The sequence below is a fragment of the Aeromonas sp. Y289-2 genome, assembly GCF_027705925.1.
Taxonomy (GTDB): domain Bacteria; phylum Pseudomonadota; class Gammaproteobacteria; order Enterobacterales; family Aeromonadaceae; genus Aeromonas; species Aeromonas veronii.
The window spans coordinates 552,925-573,309 of the sequence record NZ_JAPDCH010000001.1 but is presented as its reverse complement, the minus strand read 5'-3'; the positions used below and the strand labels follow the sequence as shown (position 1 = coordinate 573,309).

20 protein-coding genes are annotated in these 20,385 nt (G+C 59.2%); 11 read left to right on the top strand and 9 right to left on the bottom strand.

Going from position 1 to position 20,385, the window contains the following annotated elements; genetic code table 11:
* Positions 1-76 precede the first annotated feature (76 nt).
* The 5 genes from oppB (at position 77) to OKC43_RS02490 (ending at position 5,201) form a co-directional block, all read left to right on the top strand.
* Positions 77-997, top strand: coding sequence for an oligopeptide ABC transporter permease OppB (oppB, locus tag OKC43_RS02510; protein WP_005337672.1), 921 nt, complete (start codon positions 77-79; stop codon positions 995-997).
* Between the two features lie 14 nt (positions 998-1,011).
* Positions 1,012-1,923, top strand: a complete 912-nt coding sequence (gene oppC, locus OKC43_RS02505; protein WP_005347162.1) for an oligopeptide ABC transporter permease OppC — start codon at positions 1,012-1,014, stop codon at positions 1,921-1,923.
* Positions 1,924-1,977: 54 nt separating this feature from the next.
* Positions 1,978-2,958, top strand: a complete 981-nt coding sequence (locus OKC43_RS02500; protein ID WP_005337668.1) for an ABC transporter ATP-binding protein — start codon at positions 1,978-1,980, stop codon at positions 2,956-2,958.
* Positions 2,959-3,954, top strand: a complete 996-nt coding sequence (oppF, locus tag OKC43_RS02495; protein WP_005337666.1) for a murein tripeptide/oligopeptide ABC transporter ATP binding protein OppF — start codon at positions 2,959-2,961, stop codon at positions 3,952-3,954.
* A 302-nt stretch (positions 3,955-4,256) separates the two neighbouring features.
* Complete coding sequence (locus tag OKC43_RS02490) at positions 4,257-5,201, top strand: TerC family protein (RefSeq protein WP_005337664.1); 945 nt, start codon at positions 4,257-4,259, stop codon at positions 5,199-5,201.
* Between the two features lie 65 nt (positions 5,202-5,266).
* Here OKC43_RS02490 and alr read toward each other — a convergent pair whose 3' ends face one another.
* Positions 5,267-6,493, bottom strand: coding sequence for an alanine racemase (gene alr / locus OKC43_RS02485; protein ID WP_040067860.1), 1,227 nt, complete (start codon positions 6,491-6,493; stop codon positions 5,267-5,269).
* Positions 6,494-6,666: 173 nt separating this feature from the next.
* Between alr and OKC43_RS02480 the strand changes: the two genes are divergently transcribed.
* A complete protein-coding gene (locus OKC43_RS02480) occupies positions 6,667-7,116 on the top strand; it encodes a methyltransferase family protein (RefSeq protein WP_101530486.1) in 450 nt (149 codons plus the stop codon).
* A 93-nt stretch (positions 7,117-7,209) separates the two neighbouring features.
* Here OKC43_RS02480 and tapW read toward each other — a convergent pair whose 3' ends face one another.
* Positions 7,210-8,349, bottom strand: a complete 1,140-nt coding sequence (gene tapW / locus OKC43_RS02475; protein WP_270803805.1) for a type IVa pilus ATPase TapW — start codon at positions 8,347-8,349, stop codon at positions 7,210-7,212.
* Positions 8,350-8,407: 58 nt separating this feature from the next.
* On the bottom strand, positions 8,408-8,764 hold the full coding sequence (locus OKC43_RS02470) for a DMT family protein (protein WP_005353120.1): 357 nt from the start codon (positions 8,762-8,764) through the stop codon (positions 8,408-8,410).
* Positions 8,765-8,876: 112 nt separating this feature from the next.
* On the opposite strand from OKC43_RS02470, the gene OKC43_RS02465 reads away from it, so the two are divergent.
* The 3 genes from OKC43_RS02465 to OKC43_RS02455 all read left to right on the top strand — a co-directional run bounded on the left by OKC43_RS02465 (position 8,877) and on the right by OKC43_RS02455 (position 11,578).
* On the top strand, positions 8,877-9,608 hold the full coding sequence (locus tag OKC43_RS02465) for a substrate-binding periplasmic protein (protein ID WP_013723600.1): 732 nt from the start codon (positions 8,877-8,879) through the stop codon (positions 9,606-9,608).
* Between the two features lie 99 nt (positions 9,609-9,707).
* Complete coding sequence (btuC, locus tag OKC43_RS02460; RefSeq protein ID WP_043825636.1) at positions 9,708-10,715, top strand: vitamin B12 ABC transporter permease BtuC; 1,008 nt, start codon at positions 9,708-9,710, stop codon at positions 10,713-10,715.
* Between the two features lie 65 nt (positions 10,716-10,780).
* Complete coding sequence (locus OKC43_RS02455) at positions 10,781-11,578, top strand: ATP-binding cassette domain-containing protein (RefSeq protein WP_270803989.1); 798 nt, start codon at positions 10,781-10,783, stop codon at positions 11,576-11,578.
* 116 nt (positions 11,579-11,694) lie between these two features.
* Here OKC43_RS02455 and OKC43_RS02450 read toward each other — a convergent pair whose 3' ends face one another.
* A complete protein-coding gene (locus tag OKC43_RS02450; protein WP_064336455.1) occupies positions 11,695-12,756 on the bottom strand; it encodes a 3-deoxy-7-phosphoheptulonate synthase in 1,062 nt (353 codons plus the stop codon).
* Between the two features lie 144 nt (positions 12,757-12,900).
* Between OKC43_RS02450 and OKC43_RS02445 the strand changes: the two genes are divergently transcribed.
* The gene (locus OKC43_RS02445; protein ID WP_005337641.1) at positions 12,901-13,281 is read left to right on the top strand and encodes a diacylglycerol kinase; all 381 of its coding nucleotides are present in this window, start codon (positions 12,901-12,903) and stop codon (positions 13,279-13,281) included.
* A gap of 81 nt (positions 13,282-13,362) precedes the next feature.
* On the opposite strand, the gene serA is transcribed toward OKC43_RS02445, so the two are convergent.
* The 5 genes from serA to OKC43_RS02420 form a co-directional block, all read right to left on the bottom strand.
* A complete protein-coding gene (serA, locus tag OKC43_RS02440) occupies positions 13,363-14,595 on the bottom strand; it encodes a phosphoglycerate dehydrogenase (protein WP_005337639.1) in 1,233 nt (410 codons plus the stop codon).
* A gap of 324 nt (positions 14,596-14,919) precedes the next feature.
* The gene (gene rpiA, locus OKC43_RS02435) at positions 14,920-15,573 is read right to left on the bottom strand and encodes a ribose-5-phosphate isomerase RpiA (RefSeq protein ID WP_005353106.1); all 654 of its coding nucleotides are present in this window, start codon (positions 15,571-15,573) and stop codon (positions 14,920-14,922) included.
* 161 nt (positions 15,574-15,734) lie between these two features.
* Positions 15,735-16,331, bottom strand: coding sequence for a 5-formyltetrahydrofolate cyclo-ligase (locus OKC43_RS02430; protein WP_216953270.1), 597 nt, complete (start codon positions 16,329-16,331; stop codon positions 15,735-15,737).
* A 212-nt stretch (positions 16,332-16,543) separates the two neighbouring features.
* Complete coding sequence (locus OKC43_RS02425) at positions 16,544-17,878, bottom strand: Na+/H+ antiporter NhaC family protein (protein ID WP_069555428.1); 1,335 nt, start codon at positions 17,876-17,878, stop codon at positions 16,544-16,546.
* Between the two features lie 438 nt (positions 17,879-18,316).
* Positions 18,317-19,297 carry an alpha/beta hydrolase gene (locus OKC43_RS02420; protein ID WP_270803804.1) on the bottom strand — a complete coding sequence of 327 codons (981 nt, stop codon included), beginning with the start codon at positions 19,295-19,297 and terminating at the stop codon, positions 18,317-18,319.
* Positions 19,298-19,570: 273 nt separating this feature from the next.
* On the opposite strand from OKC43_RS02420, the gene dapB reads away from it, so the two are divergent.
* Positions 19,571-20,383, top strand: a complete 813-nt coding sequence (dapB, locus tag OKC43_RS02415) for a 4-hydroxy-tetrahydrodipicolinate reductase (protein ID WP_005347132.1) — start codon at positions 19,571-19,573, stop codon at positions 20,381-20,383.
* The last annotated feature ends 2 nt before the right edge of the window (positions 20,384-20,385 follow it).

Below are 20,385 nucleotides of genomic sequence, written 5' to 3'. Positions count from 1 at the left end.
CAAGCAGGGCCCGCCAGACGGCGGGCCTTTATTACAACCGCGACCATTTGGAAGCAGTACAGGACAGGAAATGTCTATGTTGAAATTCATTTTTAAACGGCTATTGGAAGCGATCCCGACTCTGCTGGTCTTGATCACCGTCTCTTTCTTCATGATGCGTTTCGCCCCGGGTAACCCCTTTACCAGCGAACGTTCACTGCCCCCCGAAGTCATCGCCAATATCGAGGCCAAATATGGGCTCGACAAACCCATTGGCATGCAATATCTCACCTACCTGGGCAACCTGGTGCAGGGTGATTTGGGCCCCTCTTTCAAATACAAAGATTTCACCGTCAATGATCTGGTGAGTCAGGCGCTGCCTGTTTCCGCCAAGATCGGGACCACGGCCTTCTTCTTCGCCGTGCTGCTGGGGGTCACCTTCGGCACCATAGCGGCACTGAAACAGAACACCATCATCGACTATCTACTGATGTCGTCGGCCATGGCCGGGGTGGTGATCCCGGGCTTTGTGCTGGCGCCCTTGCTGGTGCTGTTTTTCAGTATTCATCTGGGTTGGTTCCCTGCCGGTGGATGGCAGGGTGGTGGCATCCAGTTTATGGTGCTGCCGGTGTTCGGCATGATGATGTACTACATCTCTGCCATCTCGCGGATCATGCGGGGCAGCATGATCGAGACCATGAACTCCAACTTCATCCGTACCGCCCGTGCCAAGGGCTTGCCGCTGCGCCACATCATCCTGAAACACGCGCTGCGTCCGGCCATGCTGCCAGTGGTCTCCTATCTGGGCCCGGCCTTTGTCGGCATCATCACAGGTTCCGTGGTGATCGAGACCATCTTCGGCCTGCCGGGGATCGGTCAGCTGTTCGTCAACGGTGCCCTTAACCGTGATTACTCCATGGTGCTCGGTCTGACCATTCTGGTCGGCGCCCTCACCATCACCTTTAACGCAGTGGTCGATATTCTCTACGCCTTTATCGATCCCAAGATCCGTTACTAATTCGGGAGTTCATCATGGTTGTTTCAACTGAAAAACGCGATGCCGTCGAGGCGTTCGCGCAAAAAGTGGAAGTGGTGGAGGGGCGCTCCCTGTGGAAGGATGCCCGTCGCCGTTTCCTGCGCAACAAGGCGGCCCTGACCAGCCTGATCATTCTGACCATCATCGGTCTGGCGGTCATCTTTGGCCCCCATCTGTCCCAATACACCTTTGACGATCCGGACTGGGGCGCCATGCAGTCGCCGCCCGATATGGAAGCGGGTCACTACTTCGGAACCGACAGCCTGGGGCGCGATCTGTTCGTGCGCACCCTGCTGGGCGGTCGCATCTCCCTGATGGTCGGCATCATGGGCGCCATGGTGGCGGTCATCATCGGCACCCTGTATGGTGCGGCCTCCGGCTTTATCGGTGGTCGGGTCGACAGCCTGATGATGCGGGTACTGGAGATCCTCAACGCCTTCCCCTTCATGTTCTTTGTCATCATGCTGGTCACCTTCTTTGGCCGCAATCTGGCGCTCATCTTTATCGCCATCGGGGCGGTGAGCTGGCTCGACATGGCGCGGATCGTGCGGGGCCAGACCCTGAGTCTCAAGAGCAAGGAGTTTATCGAGGCGGCTCACGTCTGTGGCGTCTCCAAATGGAAGATCATTACCCGCCATATCGTACCGAACGTACTCGGTATCGTGGCCGTCTACGCCACCTTGCTGGTGCCGGGGATGATCATGTTTGAATCCTTCCTGAGTTTCCTGGGCCTTGGTGTTCAGGAACCGATGACCAGCTGGGGTGCCCTGCTGGATGAAGGCTCCAAGTCGATGGAAGTGGCCATCTGGCAACTGCTGTTCCCCGCCAGCTTTATGGTGGTGACCCTGTTTTGCTTCAACTTCCTCGGGGATGGTCTGCGTGACGCCCTCGATCCGAAAGATCGTTAATCGAGCATCGGGTCGACAGGAAAGCATCACGAAAGATCGATAAGGAGTTTTTATATGAAGTTACTGGATGTGAAAGATCTGCGGGTCGAGTTCAAGACCCCGGACGGCAATGTGGTGGCGGTCAACGACCTCAACTTTTCTCTCTCTGCCGGTGAAACTCTGGGGATCGTCGGCGAGTCCGGCTCCGGCAAATCCCAGACGGCCTTTGCCATCATGGGGCTGCTGGCCAAAAACGGCATTATTACCGGTTCCGCCAAGTTTCAGGGCGAAGAGATCCTCAACCTGCCGGAGTCCAAGCTCAACAAGATCCGCTCCGAGAAGATCGCCATGATCTTCCAGGACCCCATGACCTCGCTCAACCCCTACATGAAGGTGCAGGATCAGCTGATGGAAGTGCTGATGTTGCATAAGGGCGTCAGCAAGGCGGAAGCGTTCGAAGAGTCGGTGCGGATGCTCGATGCGGTCAAAATTCCCGAAGCACGCAAGCGGATGGGGATGTATCCCCACGAGTTCTCCGGCGGCATGCGTCAGCGGGTGATGATCGCCATGGCACTGCTCTGCCGGCCGCAACTGCTGATCGCCGACGAGCCGACCACCGCGCTCGACGTGACCGTACAGGCCCAGATCATGACTCTGATGAACGAGCTCAAGCGTGAGTTCAACACCGCCATCATCATGATCACCCATGACCTTGGCGTGGTCGCCGGTATCTGCAACAAGGTGCTGGTGATGTATGCCGGTCGTACCATGGAGTACGGCAAGGTAGACGATATCTTCTATCGCCCGAGCCACCCCTACACAGAAGGCCTGCTGCGCGCCATTCCTCGTCTCGATACCGAAGGGGAAGTGCTGCCCACCATCCCGGGCAATCCGCCCAACCTGCTGCGTCTGCCCACCGGCTGCCCCTTCCAGGAGCGTTGCCACCGGGTCAGCGAGATTTGCGGCCAGCAGTCACCGATCCTGACTCCGTTCAACGATGGTCGGGAGCGTGCTTGTCACTGGGTTTCGGATGCCATGAACAAGGGGGCCAACTAAATGGGTGCCGACAAAAAATTGCTGTTGGAAGTGTCTGACCTCAAGGTCCACTTCAGTATCAAGAGTGGCAAGGCGTGGCCTTGGGCCAAGCCGTCTGACCTCAAGGCGGTCGATGGGGTGACCTTGCGTCTCTATGAGGGTGAAACCCTCGGTGTGGTGGGGGAGTCCGGCTGCGGCAAATCGACCTTTGCCCGCGCCATCATCGGTCTGGTACCGGCCACCGATGGCAAGGTGGTGTGGCTGGGTGACGATCTCACCAAGCTCGATCAGAATGCCCTGCGCGAGAAGCGCAAAGAGATCCAGATGATTTTCCAAGATCCGCTGGCTTCTCTGAACCCGCGCATGACCATCGGCGACATCATTGCCGAGCCACTTATCACCTTCTATCCCAACCTGCCGCGGGAAGAGGTGAAAGAGAAGGTGCGCGCCATGATGAGCAAAGTGGGGCTCTTGCCCAACCTGGTAAACCGCTACCCGCACGAGTTCTCTGGCGGTCAGTGCCAGCGGATCGGGATTGCCCGGGCGCTGATCCTCGAGCCCAAGATGATCATCTGCGACGAGCCGGTCTCGGCGCTTGACGTCTCCATTCAGGCGCAGGTGGTTAACCTGCTCAAATCCCTGCAAAAGGAGATGGGGCTGTCGCTTATCTTCATCGCCCACGACCTGTCGGTGGTCAAACATATCTCCGATCGGGTGCTGGTGATGTATCTGGGCAACGCCGTTGAGCTGGGGACCCGCAAGGAGATCTTCGCCAATCCGCTGCACCCCTACACCAAGGCGCTGATGTCTGCGGTGCCGATCCCGGACCCTGAGCTGGAGCGCAACAAGGTGATCCAGATCCTGGAGGGGGATTTGCCCTCACCGATGAACCCGCCGTCCGGTTGCGTGTTCCGCACCCGCTGCCCGGTGGCTGGCCCCGAGTGCGCCAAGACCCGCCCCGTGCTGGAGGGGAACTTCGATCACGCGGTCTCCTGCCTCAAGGTCGACCCGCTCTGATGGGGATGTGTTGAACCTGCTTGCGGGGCTCCTTGATGGGGCCCCGATTTATTTTTGACGGCAGTGAAGATGCCTCTTGGCGTTATCATTTACCGCTGCTACTATCCGCGCAACAAGGGGAGTAACTTCTCGCCGGTTTGTCGTCATTACGGTGCACCCATTTCCTGCAGTGCACCCGGCAGCCGGGCAGTCGATGCAAATCAGCTGTAAGTGAGACCTTGCCGAGAGGCAAGGTGTATCTGCTCCAAACGCAAACCCACGCCTCTCGGTCGTGGGTTTTGTCGTTTTTGGGAGAAGTGAAAATGGGTGAATGGTGGATGTGGACCGGTTTCTTCAGCATAGTGCTGGTCCTGTTATGGATAGACATACGCTTTGTCGGTGGCGGCAAGTCACACAAGGTGTCCCTCAAAGAGGCGGGCGTCTGGTCCCTCATCTGGGTCAGTGTGGCCCTGCTCTTCAACCTGGCTATCTGGCTCTGGCTCGATCACAGCGCGGGCCGTGAAATCGCCAACCAGAAGGGGTTGGAGTTCCTCACCGGCTACCTCATCGAGAAAGCGCTGGCAGTGGACAACGTCTTCGTCTGGCTGATGCTGTTCGGCTACTTTGCCATTCCGGCCGAGCTGCAGCGCCGGGTACTGCTCTACGGGGTGCTGGGTGCCATCGTGATGCGTGCCGGTATGGTGTTCGCCGGTAGCTGGCTTATCGAGCAGTTCCACTGGATCCTCTACCTGTTCGGAGCTTTCCTGCTGCTGACCGGTGCCAAGATGCTGTGGGCGGCCGACAAGGAGCCTGACTTGGCCAACAATCCGCTGCTAGGCTGGATGCGCCGTCGCTTCAAGGTGACCGAGACCCTGGAAGGGGAGAAGTTTTTCGTCTGGCGTGACGGTGTGCGCTATGCCACCCCGCTGCTGTTGATCCTGGTGCTGGTGGAGGTGAGCGATCTCATCTTCGCGGTGGACAGTATCCCGGCCATCTTCGCGGTGACCACGGATCCCTTCATCGTGCTGACCTCCAACATCTTCGCCATCATGGGTCTGCGTGCCATGTACTTCCTGCTGGCCGGTGTGGCTGATCGCTTCGCCCTGCTCAAGTACGGTCTGGCGCTTATCCTGATGTTTATCGGGGTCAAGATGCTGCTGCTGGATATCTTCAAAATCCCGACCGGCATAGCACTGGGCGTAGTCGCGTTGATCCTGCTGGCATCCATGGGGCTGAGTCTGTTTGTGACCCGTAAAAAGGCCGCTTGAGCGCGGCAGACAATTAAGCAATAACAGCAAGGGCTCCCGCGGGAGCCCTTTTTCATATCGCGTGATCAGCGTTTGATCTTTTTGGGGTTGGTGTAGCCCCAGATGGTGTACATGTCCGCCAGCAGGGCGCCGTTGTACTCCTCCAGATCCGCCTGTTTCACTTCGGCGTCACCCTGACGGCCAAACAGCACCACCTCGTCACCGGGTTTCACCCCTTTCAGATCCGTCACGTCCACCATGATGGTGTTCATGGAAGTCTTGCCGACCACCGGCACCTTCTGACCCTGGATCAGCACATAGGCTTTGTTGCTGAGGGCGCGGCGATAGCCATCGGAGTAGCCCAGCGGCAGGTTGGCGAGCCAGGAGTCACGCTTGAGGGTAAAGGTGCGGTCATAACCGACGGTGTTGCCCGCTGCATAGTGGTTGACAGAGGCGACCTGGGTCTTGAACGCCATCACCCGCTTGTACTCGGTGTGGGAGGGGATGGAGTCACCGTAGAGCAGGCCGCCCGGGCGCACCATGTCGAAGTAGGCGTCCGGCACGGCCAGAGTGGCGAAGGAGTTGGCGGCGTGGATGGTGATCTTGCTGCGATCCAGTTTGCCCGCTTCCAGCAGCCACTGGGAGTCCAGTTTGAACTGGGCCAGTCCCATCTTGACGTCCTCTTTCTCCTCAACCGGGAAGTGGGTCATGATGCCGACCGGGGTGATCCCCTTTAGCTTGAGCATGGCCAGCGCATCCTGCTTAGCATCGGCCAGACGCAGGTCGATGCCGTTGCGGCTCATGCCGGCGGAGTTGAGCGCGATATGCACCGGAATGGTGGTGTGGTGGCGCTGGGCGATATCGGCGATACCCTGGGCACTCACCAGACTGCCGATCAGCTCCTCCATCTTGTAGGGCAGGGCCTGCTCTACTTCATCCGGGGTGGCAGCACGCACCCGCATCAGACGGCCGGTAAAGCCCTTCTCGCGGGCGACGCGCGCCTCTTCGTTGCTGGCGATGCCGATGCAGGGGATATTGGCCTTGACCACGGAGGGGACCAGCAGGTCGATGCCATGACCATAAGCGTCGGCCTTCATGATGGCGCAGATCTGCGGGCCCTTGTCGCCGAGGCGATCCTTGAGGGTCTGGATATTGTGTTCAAAGGCGCCCAGATCCACTTCCAACCAGGCGTTGCTGGCGGTTTGCTCCTGGCCGCTGCGATGATCCGTCGCAAGGGGCAGATAGGGAGCCGCAACGGCTTGGCCCGCGAGCAGGCCGAAGATCAGGGTAGCCAGCAGAGTTTTCTTGTGCATGGTGATTCCTTTTTGTTGTTCGCGTTGGATAGTTTGGACGGGGTCGGCCACATTGGTGGTGGTTTAACCACAACTTGTTGTTATTATTATGATCTTTGTCACTCTCAACAGGCGCTGACTGGTTGGGAGTCTACCGCAACACGGGTTCGGCCGACACTCGTCAAGGGAATAAAATGGTCAATCTTGAGCTACGTTTGCCACCACCGCTGATCTTTCTGCTCTGTGCCGGGGCCATGTGGTGGCTAAGAGGGGGGAGCCAGCCCGGTATCTGGGCAATGACGCTGATGGCTGTGCTGGTCGTGGCGGGGGCCATCATGGGCTTTGGTGCCCTGCAACGGTTTCGTCACCACCAGACCACGGTCAGCCCCACCAAACCTCAGCACACCAGTCGTCTTGTGACTTGTGGCGTCTATCGTGTCAGTCGCAATCCCATGTATCTGGGGCTGCTCTGCTGGCTGGCCGCCTGGGGCTGTTATCTCGGTGGAAGTTGGGTCTGGGTTGGGCCAATCGTGCTGGTTGCCTGGCTGACCCGCTTTCAGATCATGCCGGAGGAGCGGCTGCTGCGCGCCCGTTTCGGCGGCGAGTATGTGGCGTATTGCCAGCGTGTTCGCCGTTGGTGCTGACTGGCTGTGAGCTGCGTGAGCTGAGGGATAAGTCGGGTCAGCCGTGCTGGATAAAGAGAACCCCGGGCGGGCCCGGGGTTCTCGAGGGGCAGGTTAGAAAAAATCGCCCTTCTCGTCCTTGGTGGGTTCGAGGCTCCAGCCGGTGGCACCGCTGCTGCTGGCAATCTGCCCCTTCTCCTTCCACAGCTTGATCTTGAGGCGCAGGTTGTTGGCCGAGTCGGCGTTCTTCACCGCCTCTTCTTCCTCAATCACCCCTTCCACCACCAGATCGAACAGTGCACTGTCGAAGGTAACCATGCCGAGGGCCTTGGATTTTTCCATCACCTCTTTGAGGCCGCCAAATTCGCCGCGCTTGATCATGTCGCGGATGGTGTGGGTGCCGAGCATGATCTCTACTGCGGCCCGGCGGCCGCCATCGGTGGTTTTCACCAGCCGTTGGGAGACAAAGGCCTTGAGGTTGTTGCCCAGATCGTTGAGCAACTGCGGGCGGCGCTCCTCGGGGAAGAAGTTGATGATGCGATCCAGCGCCTGGTTGGCGTTGTTGGCGTGCAGGGTGGAAATGGCAAGGTGGCCGGTTTCGGAGAAGGCCAGCGCATGTTCCATGGTCTCGCGATCGCGGATCTCACCGATAAGAATGACGTCCGGCGCCTGACGCAGGGTGTTTTTCAGGGCTGCGTGGAAGCTGCGGGTATCCACGCCAACCTCCCGCTGGTTGATGATGCTCTTGCGGTGGCGATGAACGAACTCCACCGGGTCCTCGATGGTGATGATGTGGCCACCGCTGTTGCGGTTGCGATGGTCGATAAGGGCCGCCAGCGAAGTGGATTTGCCCGAGCCGGTACCGCCGACAAACAGCACCAGACCGCGTTTCTCCATGATGGTGTCGAGCAGCACAGGCGGGAGTTTGAGATCTTCAAAGCGGGGGATTTCGGTCTTGATGTTGCGGGCCACCAGAGAGACTTCGTTGCGCTGCTTGAAGATGTTGACCCGAAAGCGGCCGATCTGGGGCAGGGAGATGGCGAGGTTCATCTCCAGATCCTTCTCGAACTGCTGCTTCTGCTCGCCATCCATGATCTCGGCGGCGATCCGCGCCACTTCCCCCGGCTCCAGCGGCGTTTCGTTGAGGGGGCGCAGGCCGCCGTTAAACTTGGCGCAGGGGGGCGCGCCGGTCGACAGATAGAGGTCTGAGCCATCCTGCTTGGCCAGGATCTGTAACATGTCTCGCAATTCCATTTTTTTGCCTCGTCGATCAATGAGATGCCATGAGCGGGATGATATTGAGTGTACAGCCTCAGGCGCCGGTCAGTTTCTCGCGAAAGACAAAAAAGACCGCACCGAGAATGCAGAGCCCTGCCCAGAGATAGTCCCATTTCAGATCTTCCTTGAGATAGAAGATAGAGAAGGGGACGAATACGGTGAGTGTGATCACTTCTTGCAGGATTTTAAGTTGGCCCACGCTCATCACCGTATGGCCGATGCGGTTGGCAGGCACTTGCAGCAGGTATTCGAACAGGGCGATACCCCAGCTCACCAGGGCGGCAATGATCCAGGGTTTATGGTTCATGCTCTTGAGGTGAGCGTACCAGGCGAAGGTCATAAAGACGTTGCTGCAGAGCAGCAGACCGATACTGGCGAAAATCGGGTTCATAGGGTTCTCCTTGAAAATCCGGCGCATTTTATCCCTGAACCACGGGTTTTCATACGTGGTGCGGGAGGGTATTTTTAACCAACAGGATAAGCCGTGCGAGGTATGCGACGGGATGGGCAAGTTATGCGGGATTGTGTTGTTACTGTTATTTGCCATGCCGGTGCGAGCGACCCCGACGCTGACGGTGGCCACCGATCTGTGGCCGCCATTTCGCATCCTGCAAGCGGATGGCCGGTTGCAGGGGCTCGACATGGACATCCTGCGCCGGTTGCAACAGGCGAGCGGCATTGAGTTGCAGGTACGGCGGATGCCGTGGGGCAGGGCGCTCAAGCAGATGCAGACCGGTCAGGTCGATCTGATGATTGGACTCGCCTATACCGCCGAGCGGGCGCAGTTCATCGACTATCTGCAGCCTGCCTACTATCAGTGTTGGCCCGCGTTTTATGGTCAGCCGGTCAATGTGGCCCGGATCCACCAATACCGCGATCTGCAGGGGGTGAAGGTGGGCTATGTGCTCAACTCCGCCTACTTTGAGCCCTTCAACAGTGACAGCCGCCTCGACAAGCACGGAGTACCCACCGAAGATCAGCTGCTGCGCATGGTGCAGCGGGGTCACCTGCCACTGATGATTGGCACCGACTGTCAGGTTGACTATGCCCTGAGTCAGGGAAATGCCAGCCGGATAGGCAAGGCGGACTACCGCCCCGCCACGCCGGTGACCCTCTATCTGGGGATGAGCAAACACTCACCTCACCAGTCGCTGCGCCAGCCCTTGCTGGTGGCGCTGCAAAATCTGGTGGCCAGCGGCGAGATAAGCGTGATGGCCAAGCGTTACCAGCCTTGACCTTGGGTGGCAAGCCACTGTTATCATGCCCTTTTCCTGCTTCCCCCCGGCGCTGCGACCGGGCCGGGGATGAAGCCTTGTTATTGTCGGGGATCCTCCTTGTACCTCTCCCTTATCGCCCGTCAGCAGCGCTGGCAGCGGCGCTGGCTCTGTGGCCTGACGCTGCTGACCCTGCTGCTGTTTCTCTTCTCCCTCGTCTGGGGCGAGTTTGTGCTGCTGCCCTGGCAGCCCCTTGGCGATCTCGAACAGCGCATCTTGCTGGAGCTGCGGCTACCCCGTGCCTTGCTGGCCCTATTGGCTGGCGCAGCCCTTGCCTGTGGCGGCGCCGTATTGCAGGTGATGCTGCACAATCCGGTGGCGGAGCCCGGGCTGCTTGGTGTCTCGAGCGGGGCAGGACTGGCCGCCATGGTGGCGATGGCGGTGGCCAAGTCCCTCGGCCTCTATCTGCCCGGCTGGGGGCTGTCGCTGGCGGCCTTCGGTGGCGCCCTGCTGGTAACCATGCTGCTCATTCGGCTGGCTCGCCGGGCGCGTCTCGGTCATGCCCGCTTGCTGCTGTTTGGCGTCGCCATCGGCATTCTCACCAATGCCGCCATGACCTGGCTGATGTACTTTGCTGATGATGGCTCCTTGCGTGAATTCATGTTCTGGATGATGGGCAGCCTCTCTTACGGCAGCCAGCAGTTCGGCTGGTGGTGGCTGGTGCTGCCGCTCACCCTAGGTTGGCTCTGCTGGCAGGGCAAGGCGCTGCAACAGTTGCTGCTGGGGGAGACCCAGGCCCGCCTGATGGGGATGGATGTCGACAAGATGCGGGTGCGGCTGGTGCTGGCGGTCTGTCTGCTGACCGGTGTGGCGGTGTCGTTGTGTGGTGTCATCGGTTTTGTCGGGTTGGTGGTGCCCCATCTGCTGCGGCTCTGCGGTGGCAGCGATCAGCGTTTTCTGCTGCCAGCTTCGGCGCTTGGCGGCGGGGCCCTGCTGCTGGCGGCCGATCTGGTTGCTCGATCCACCCTGAGCGCGGGGGAGTTGCCTATCGGCGTCATCACCGCCTCGGTGGGGGCGCCGCTCTTTATCTACCTGCTATTGAGGCAAACTGCCGATGGTGCTGCATGAATATCTGCATGATTTGGTCGGGGCGCGCAGTCTCCTTATTTACCCGTTGTTGAGGCAAGATGCCGATGTCACCCGCTGATCCCATGCCTGTTTCTTCTCGTGCAGCTGCGCCGCTGCTGGAGGCGCGCGCACTCGCTATTGCTGGACGGCTCTCTCCCCTCGATCTTCGCTGGCATGGCGGCCAGCTGGTGGCGCTGCTTGGACCTAATGGCAGTGGCAAGTCTACCCTGCTCGGGGCGTTGGCGGGGATCTTGCCCGCCGAAGGCACAGTGCTGCTGGGAGGGGAAGTGCTCACTGACCTGAGCTGGCCCGAGCTTGCCAAACGGCGCGCCATGCTGCCCCAGCGTCAGCCCCAGCTGTTTCATATTCCGGTGTTTCAGGTGTTGAGCCTGGGGTTCGATGAGATGGTTGCACCCGCCAGACAGAACGAGGCGATAAATGCATTGTGCGAGGCATTGGAGCTGGAAGCTTTGCTGGCTCGTGACTTCAGCCGGTTGTCGGGGGGCGAGCAGCAGCGGGTGCTGATTGCCCGCACCCTGCTGCAGGTGTGGCCGAGCCTCAATCCGACCGGCAAGGTGCTGCTGCTGGATGAACCGCTGGCGGGGCTCGATCTGCATCATCAGTTGGCGCTGTTGCGGTTGCTGAAAACCCTGGCCGGGCAGGGATTACTGGTGGTGCTCGCCATCCACGATATCAATCTGGCCATCGACTGGGCCGACCGCATTCTCTGCCTGCAAGGGGGCGCGGTGGTGCGCGAAGGGGGTGTCGAGCTGGTGGATGAGGCGCTGCTGGCGCAGGTATTCCAGATCCGCTCCGACCGCATCGAAGCGGCAGGCCGGGTGTGGTTTATGCCCAGTTTGTAAGTAGGGTGTACAGGAAAGAGGGCGCATGTAGGGCCGATTAGCGAAGCTTAATCGGCTGACAGCAAGAAGAAGGGGCCGGTATCAAAAATACCGGCCCCTTTGGTTTTATTCGCAGTTCAAGCCTGTTTGCTCAGGCGTACCTGCGCGGCTTCTGCCAGCATCGCCAGCAGAGTTTCGGTATCGCTCCATGACAGGCAGGCATCGGTGATGCTCTGGCCGAAGGTGGCGGCGCAGCCGTTCTCCACATCCTGACGCCCTTCCACCAGGAAGCTTTCTGCCATGATGCCGGCGATGCCGGTACGGCCGCGGCGCAGCTGATCGCAGATATCTTGCGCCACCAGCAGCTGACGACGGTGATCCTTCATGCTGTTGCCGTGGCTGAAATCGACCACCAGACGCTCCGGCAGGCCCACATCGGCCAACGCTTCACAGGCTTCATCGACACTGGCGGTGTCGTAGTTGGGTCGGTGGCCGCCACGCAGGATCACATGACCAAAGGGGTTACCGGCGGTGCGGTAGATGGTCATCTTGCCGTCCTTGTCCGGCGAATAGAAGATGTGGCTGTGACGGGCGGCGCGCACCGCATCGATGGCGATGCGGGTATTGCCGTCGGTGCCGTTCTTGAAGCCAACCGGGCAGGAGAGGGCCGAGGCCATCTCGCGGTGTACCTGGGATTCGGTGGTGCGTGCGCCGATGGCGCCCCAGGTGATGAGGTCGGCAATATACTGGCCGGTCACCATATCGAGGAACTCGGTGGCGGTGGGCATGCCGATCTCGTTGATGTCGACCAGCAGTTTACGCGCCAGTTTCAGCCCTTCGTTGACGTCGAAACTGCCATCGAGGCGCGGATCGTTGATGAGCCCTTTCCAGCCGACGATGGTGCGCGGTTTCTCGAAGTAGGTGCGCATCACGATGCAGAGGCTCTCTTTATACTGCTCGCGCAGGGCGTTGAGGCGCTGGGCATACTCGCGAGCAGCAGCGGGATCATGGATAGAGCAGGGGCCGACAATGACCAGCAGGCGCTGATCGTCTCCGGCCAGAATGGCTTCCACTTCGCGACGGGCATCCAGCAGATTCTGGGCAATGGTATCGGTGATCGGAAACGCGTGTGCAAGCTCGCTCGGAGTGATCAGTGACTCCAGGCGACGGGTGCGCAATTCATCTGTGTGAATGGACATACAACTCAAGTCTCGAGTGGGTGGTGTCAGCCGCAAGGGGCGAAAAAGCAAAGAGATAAAATAAAGCAAAAGTCCCCTGATTGAAACCTTGGGGGGCTCTGATAGGATGTGAGGCCAAAATCGATTCCAAATGAGGTAGATAGCGTGGCAAAGCCAGGGGCAACAGGGGTCACCCGCATCATCAACGCAACCGGTTACAGCATGAAGGGGCTCAAGTCAGCCTGGATTAACGAGGCGGCTTTTCGGCAGGAGCTGATGCTGATCCTGTTGCTGATGCCACTTGCCTTCTGGCTGGGGGATTCTCTCAACCAGATCCTGCTGCTTATCGTCATCAGCTGGCTGGTGGTGATCGTCGAGATCCTCAACTCCGCCATTGAAGCTGTGGTAGACAGGGTTGGCTCCGAGCATCATGAGCTCTCCGGCCGCGCCAAGGATCTGGGCTCCGCCGCCGTCTTTATCGCGCTGGCCCTCAATGCTCTGGTATGGGGGGCGCTGGTGGGGCGCAACCTGTTGGGGTGGTGGTAAGCCATCACGCTGCCTTTAGGTTCTGCTTCATACAAAAGCCCGTCATCACGACGGGCTTTTTGCTGCGCAGATAAGGGTCTATCAGTGGAGAATGCGGGCTCGGATGGTGCCGTTGATCTCCTTGAGCTTGGCGAGCGCCTTCTCGCTGTGCTCGGTCTCCACGTCGATCACCACGTAACCTATATGGCTGCTGGTCTGCAGGTATTGACCGGCGATGTTGATCCCCTCTTCGGCGAAGATCTGGTTGATCTGGTTCATCACGCCCGGCTGGTTGCGGTGAATGTGCAGCAGGCGGCTGGAGCCCTTGTGGCCTGGCAGCGACACTTCCGGGAAGTTGACGGCGGAGAGGGTAGAGCCGTTGTCGGAGTATTTGACCAGCTTGTTGGCTACTTCCAGCCCGATGTTCTCCTGCGCCTCATGGGTGGTGCCACCGATGTGCGGGGTCAGGATGACGTTCTCCAGCCCACGCAGCGGGCTTTGGAACTCTTCGTCATTGGACTTGGGCTCGACCGGGAAGACGTCGATGGCGGCACCGGCGATATGGCCGCTCTTGATGACGTCAGCCAGCGCATCGATATCCACCACGGTACCGCGGGCGGCGTTGATGAAGATGGCGCCCGGTTTCATCATCCGCAGCTGCTCGGCTCCGATCATGTTCTTGGTGGAGGCGGTCTCCGGCACGTGCAGGCTGATGACGTCAGACATATTGAGCAGCTCGACCATGCTCGGCACCTGAATGGCGTTACCCAGCGAGAGCTTGTTCTCGATATCGTAGTAATAAACCTTCATGCCGATGCTTTCGGCGATGATGCCAAGCTGGGTACCGATGTGGCCGTAGCCGATGATGCCGAGCTTCTTGCCGCGCGCTTCCACCGAGCGGTTGGCCAGTTTTTCCCACACGCCGCGATGGCACTTGGCGTTTTTCTCGGGGATGCCGCGCAGCAGCAGCAGGATCTCGCCCAGAACCAGCTCGGCGACCGAACGGGTGTTGGAGAAGGGGGCGTTGAAGACCGGAATACCGCGGATCTGGGCCGCTTCCAGCTCGACCTGGTTGGTACCGATGCAGAAGCAGCCGATGGCAACCAGCTTGTTGGCGGCGTCGAGGACTTTCTCGGTGATCTGGGTGCGGGAGCGCAGCCCGATGAAATGGACGTCGCGGATCTGCTCGATCAGCTCCTCTTCGGAGAGCGAGGTCTTGAGATACTCCACACTGGTGTAACCTGCGGCACGAAAGGTCTCTACGGTGTTGGGATGAACCCCCTCCAGCAGCAGAACCTTGATTTTATCCTTGTCCAACGAAAACTTGGCAGTCATGACGATCCCTCTGTATGTGCAAACGTAAGTGCAGATTTGGTGTGCGAAGAAAACCGTAAAGTAGCAAAAACGTTTGGGAGAGGGAATATTTGTGACGAAAGTCAAATTCTTTGAAGTTATCAACGAATGTTGTAAACATCCGTATGCAACTTGTTGAGGGATAAATAAAAACGGCGCCATCAGGCGCCGTCATTTATTCACAGTGCAATGTTTGGGTCATATCCCATCCCGGGGCTCAATCAACGCCGCTGCTGCGTCAGAGGTTGCAGAGTGGCGCTGGCGTGCGAGGGAGGATGCCGCTGCACTGTGCTGCCGGTGTCGGGATTACTGGGTAATCACGCCGTCCGGCGTACCGATCAGGACCACATCGGCGCCGCGGGCGGCGAACAGGCCGTTGGTGACCACACCAACAATGGCGTTCAGTCGTACTTCCAGCGCCTTGGCGTCGGTAATGGCCATGCCTTTCACATCCAGAATGTGGTTGCCGTTGTCGGTGACGACCCCTTCACGCCACACCGGGTTGCCACCCAGTTTGCGAATTTCGCGGGCCACGTATTCGCGGGCCATCGGGATCACTTCGACCGGCAGCGGGAACTGGCCCAGCACGTCGACGGTCTTGGTGTTGTCGATGATGCAGATGAACTTGTCAGCGACGGCGGCAACGATCTTCTCGCGGGTCAGGGCTGCGCCACCACCCTTGATCATGTCGCGGGTTGCGTTGATCTCGTCGGCGCCATCCACATAGACGGAGAGGGCGTCGATCTCGTTGAGATCATATACGGTGATGCCGAAGCCCTTGAGGCGCTCGGTAGAGGCCACGGAGCTGGATACCGCCCCCTTGATCTCGTCCTTCATGGTCGCCAGCGCGTCGATAAAGTGGTTGACGGTAGAGCCGGTGCCCACCCCGACGATGGTGCCGGGAACCACATACTTGAGCGCAGCCCAACCGGCCGCCTTCTTCATTTCATCTTGAGTCATGATCGTTCCTTAAGAAAAAAGCGGGCGCATTATATCCAACCCGGTACCCCGTCGCGACCTTGTTGCTCACGTTCCTGGGCAAAAAGAGGAACTTTGTAAATCGTTTGCCTGTTTATTCTGCGTTTGCGCGCACAAAGCCGGGGCTGCCGGCCAAAAACAGCCTATTCAAAGCGCCAGCAGTGGCTTGGGGTGATGATCTGGGGCAGCGGCACATCCCACTCCTCTTGCGGGACGGAATCTACCTGCTGGCAGTCGTGGGCAATGCCGAGTGGCTTGGGCCCCAGCTTGTGCTCATGCCAGATGGCGAGAGTGCGATCATAGTAGCCGCCCCCCATGCCAAGACGATTGCCCTGGGCATCGAAGGCGACCAGCGGGGTGCAGATAAGATCGAGCGTGCTGTGGGGCACCACCTGCAGGATATCCAGCTCCGGCTCTTCGATGCCGTAGCGGTTGCGTACCATGGGGCTGGTGGCGGTATAGCGCAAAAAGAGCAGGTGACCCGGGGTAAAGGGGTGGAGCACCGGCAGGTAGACCTCTTTGTGCTGGGCCCACAGCCAATGGATGGTGGGCAAGGGGTTGATCTCCCCGTCATTGGCCAGATAGAGGGCAATGCGTTTGGCGGCGAGGATCTCGGGGTGTTGCTTGAACTGGGCCAGCAGCTGTTGGGCCGCCAATTGCTGCTCGGCCGGACTCAGATTTTTGCGGCGTTGACGAACCAGTTGGCGCAGGGATTGACGTTCGGGTTGGGACTCATGCATGGGGAACCTCTGGTATAGCTGCGCATCGATGGCTTGAACGCGCTCTACCTTAGCACATTCACTCTTGACGTTAAGGGGGGCAGGGGAACTCCCGCCCCGGACGGCTGATGCCCGGGACGGTGGGATAAATGCTGGTGGATCCGTTAGTGAGCCAACAAGGGCCAGGATGTGGCCCGTGTTGATGGCATGTCGGCGCGTCAGCCTCTGGTCAGTTACTTCTCAGCCTTGCCGCGCATCTGGTGCTTCACAAACACGGCAATCAGTGCCGCTACAGCCAGCGCCATCGGGTAGAAACTCATGCTCACCACCGCCAACGGCGACAGGGCGAAGATGGATCCCAGCAGCAGCGCCTGTGCGCCCCAGGGGATCAGACCCTGTACCACGCAGGAGAAGATATCGAGCATGGAGGCGGCGCGGCGCGGGGTGACACCGTGGTGTTCGGCCAGATCTCGGGCTACCTTGCTGGCGACGATAATAGCCACCGTGTTGTTGGCGGTGCACAGGTTGGTTAGGCTCACCACCCCGGCGATGCCGAGCTCGGCCGCTTTCTCGTTCTGTTCACCATTGTGCTCGCGAGTGAAACGGGCAATCAGGGCGCTGATGCGCTCGCTGATCCATGCCAGTCCACCTTGACGCTCCATCAGGGCGCCGAGGCCGCCGATCAGCATGGAGAGCAGGAAGATCTCCTGCATGCCTGTAAAGCCCTGATAGATATCCTTGCTGAACTGACCGATGGCGTAGCCGTTGATCATGCCCACCACTCCGGCGGCCAGAATACCTATCCCCAGCACCACAAACACATTCACTCCGGCGAGCGCCAGCCCCAAGATCAGCAGATAAGGCATCACCTTGAACAGCTCGATGGCGCTGCCGCTGGCAGGGGATTCACCCACTGAGCCCAGGGTCAGATAGAGCAGGATCACCGCGATGGCAGCAGGGGCAGCAATCTTGAAGTTTTCGCGGAACTTGTCCTTCATCTCGCACCCCTGACTGCGGGTTGCTGCTATGGTGGTGTCGGAGATGATGGAGAGGTTATCGCCAAACATGGCGCCGGAGAGAATGGTGCCTGCCATCAGTACCGGATCGATACCAGCCGCCTGCGCCACGCCCAGCGCGACCGGCGCCACGGCACCTATGGTGCCCATGGAGGTGCCCATAGCGGTAGCAATAAAGGCAGAGATGAGGAACAGTCCGGGCAACAGCGCCCAGCCGGGAATGAGGGAGAGACCCAGCGCCACGGTGGCATCAACGCCGCCGGTGGCCTTGGCCACGCTGGCAAAGGCCCCCGCCAGCAGATAGATAAGGCACATCGCCATGATATTGCTGTGGCCGACCCCCTTGAAGAAGGTCTCCAGATTGCTGTTGAAGCTCTCTTTGCCAAGCAGCAGGGCGAGCATCACCGCAGGCAGGGCAGCAACCGGAGCGGGCAGCTGATAGAAGGCGAATTCGACCCCCTGCAGGGTCAGCCAGGTACCGGTACCGATAAAGAGTGCGAGAAAAACCAGAAGTGGCAACAAGGCCCTGGCACTGGGTTGAGTCTGGATCATGTGTTCCTCTGAAATTGAACAATGACCTCCTGTCATAAACTGCTTTGTACCTGTATCGGATAGGGATAGGGGGAAAACAGGGCGGGCATCCTGCCGCATTGGGGTGCCCACAGTAGTGAGTCAACCTCGCTTGGTCAAGATAGACGTCCAGATGGATAGGTGTTTTTGTTTGATGATTCTGGTGTTGTTGAGATATCCAAAGAATATTCGGAAAAAGAAGTTAGTGCTGATTATTGTTCATTGCTGTTCTGACACAGTCCGCCGGTATCTGGGGGTATCGCGTGCCTTTAATAAGGAAAGAGGTAAACGATAAGATCTCTGCATGCCATCTTGGGGATTTCTCCCGCAGCCAAACGTCAGCCGCACCTCTCTCTATCTCTACGTGAGCATGGTACGGATATTTCCAGAACGCGTGGACACAAGACCTGGGCTGTGTGGTTACTGTGCCAGTTTCTCCACCGCCTGAACGGCTGTCGCGAGAGCATCCTGTTCCAGCGTCAGGGGAATGTGGCCAATACCGGGCAGCAGGGTGACAGGCCAGGAGATGCCGAGACGTCTTAACTCAGGTTCAAGTTGATCTGTTTGGAAGGCTTCGTCATTTGCACCCGCGATCACGGCGCAGGGGCGTTGCACATTGCGTATGTTCTGCTGGTAGTCACGCTCCGGCTGAAAGTTCGAAGCAAGGTTGAAGGAGTAGGAGGGGGTCAGCAGGGATTTCGCCTCATCATTGAGGGCAAAGTTCAGCACGGTCAGATGGTTGAGTGCGGAAATATGGAAACCGTTGAGGATGCTCAGGGCGATGAGGCGAGGCAAGCCGACACGCACCCAGCCACCGCTGTTGGGCCGGTAGTTGGCGGCGGTGGGGCCAAGATAGGGGGAGAGCAGCAGATAGCTCTCGAACAGGGTTTGTCGCGCACTGCCAGCAACGCGCAGCACAAAGCCACCCCCTGACGAGAAGCCGACGAGTGTTGCAGGCTTGTCGGGGGCTACCGACTTGATGAAATCTTCCAGATCGTCCTCAAGCTGGCCGATGTAGGCAATGGTGCCTTTGTTGCCCGATGCGCCATGGCCGCGAATATCGAGGGCGTAGGCGTCATATCCCGCTTGCGAAAAGGCGTCCGCCATCTTGTGCATGCTCTGGCTGCTGGCAGAAGAGCCATGAACCAATACCACACTGCCCTTGACCTTGTTGTTCTTCGTATTGCCCTCTGCGCCATAGTGCCGATAGGCCAGCTGCGTGCCGTCACGCGCCGGGTATCTTGAGAGGGGTGGCATGTTGCTCCAGCCACTCCCCTTGAAAGGGTCGTTGATGCTGGCCATCGCCGATGCCGAGCTCGGCCCACCAAACAGCAGAGCCGCGGCCAGTATGACCAGGGTCAGTGATATCAACCCCACAGCAAACAGCAATCCTGCGCTCATCCTTGCACCTCGTTTGATATCGACACGGGCGTTGCCCTGATTTTGCTTATGCTGGCATTTCACTCGTTCGAACCTATCAGATGGCACCCGGTCTGCCAAATGATGGAGTGAGACGATGAAAAACGGCCTGTGACCAAAAGGAAGTTCTTGGCCAGCCAGTGTGCGCTGCCGTTGGCGAGCGCAGCAAGGAGTGGTGGCATCATGGCTTTTCAAACCCGGCGCGGGCTGGTAAAACGGTCTCTTTCCATAATTAAAAGAGATGAGAGGGTGGAGATGGACAATCCGATCCGTGTGGCCGTGATGGGCTGTAATGGTCGTATGGGCAAGGTGCTGCTGGAGGCCATCACCAACACCGATGGCGTAGTGGTCGGTGCCGCGCTGGAGCGGCCGGGTTCGGCGGTGATCGGTCTTGATGCCGGTGAGCTCAATGGGCTGGGCCATCTGGGTGTGGCCATCAGCGACAGTCTTGACAAGGTGCGCGATGAGTTTGATCTCATCATCGACTTCACCCGCCCCGAGGTGACCCTGGCCAATCTGGCCTTTGCGCTGGCCCACCACAAGCAGATGGTGATCGGCACCACCGGTTTTGACGATGCAGGCAAGGCCGCCCTGAAAGAGGCGGGCAAGCAGATCGGTATCGTGTTCGCCTCCAACTACTCGGTCGGGGTCAACCTGGTGTTCAAGCTGCTGGAGCAGGCCGCCAAGGTGATGGGGGATTACACCGACATCGAGATCATCGAGGGCCACCATCGCCACAAGGTGGATGCGCCATCCGGTACTGCGCTCTCCATGGGGGAAGTGGTCGCCAAAACCCTGGGTCGGGATCTGAAAGAGTGCGCCGTCTATGGCCGCGAGGGGATCACTGGCGAGCGGGATCGCAACACTATCGGCTTTGCCACCATTCGTGCTGGCGATCTGGTGGGGGAGCATACCGTCATGTTTGCCGATATAGGCGAGCGGGTGGAGATCAGCCACAAGGCCTCCAGCCGTCTGACCTTCGCCAATGGTGCTGTGCGGGCGGGCAAGTGGCTTGGTCAGCAGGGTGCCGGTCTTTATGACATGCAGGATGTGCTCAATCTCAAGTGATG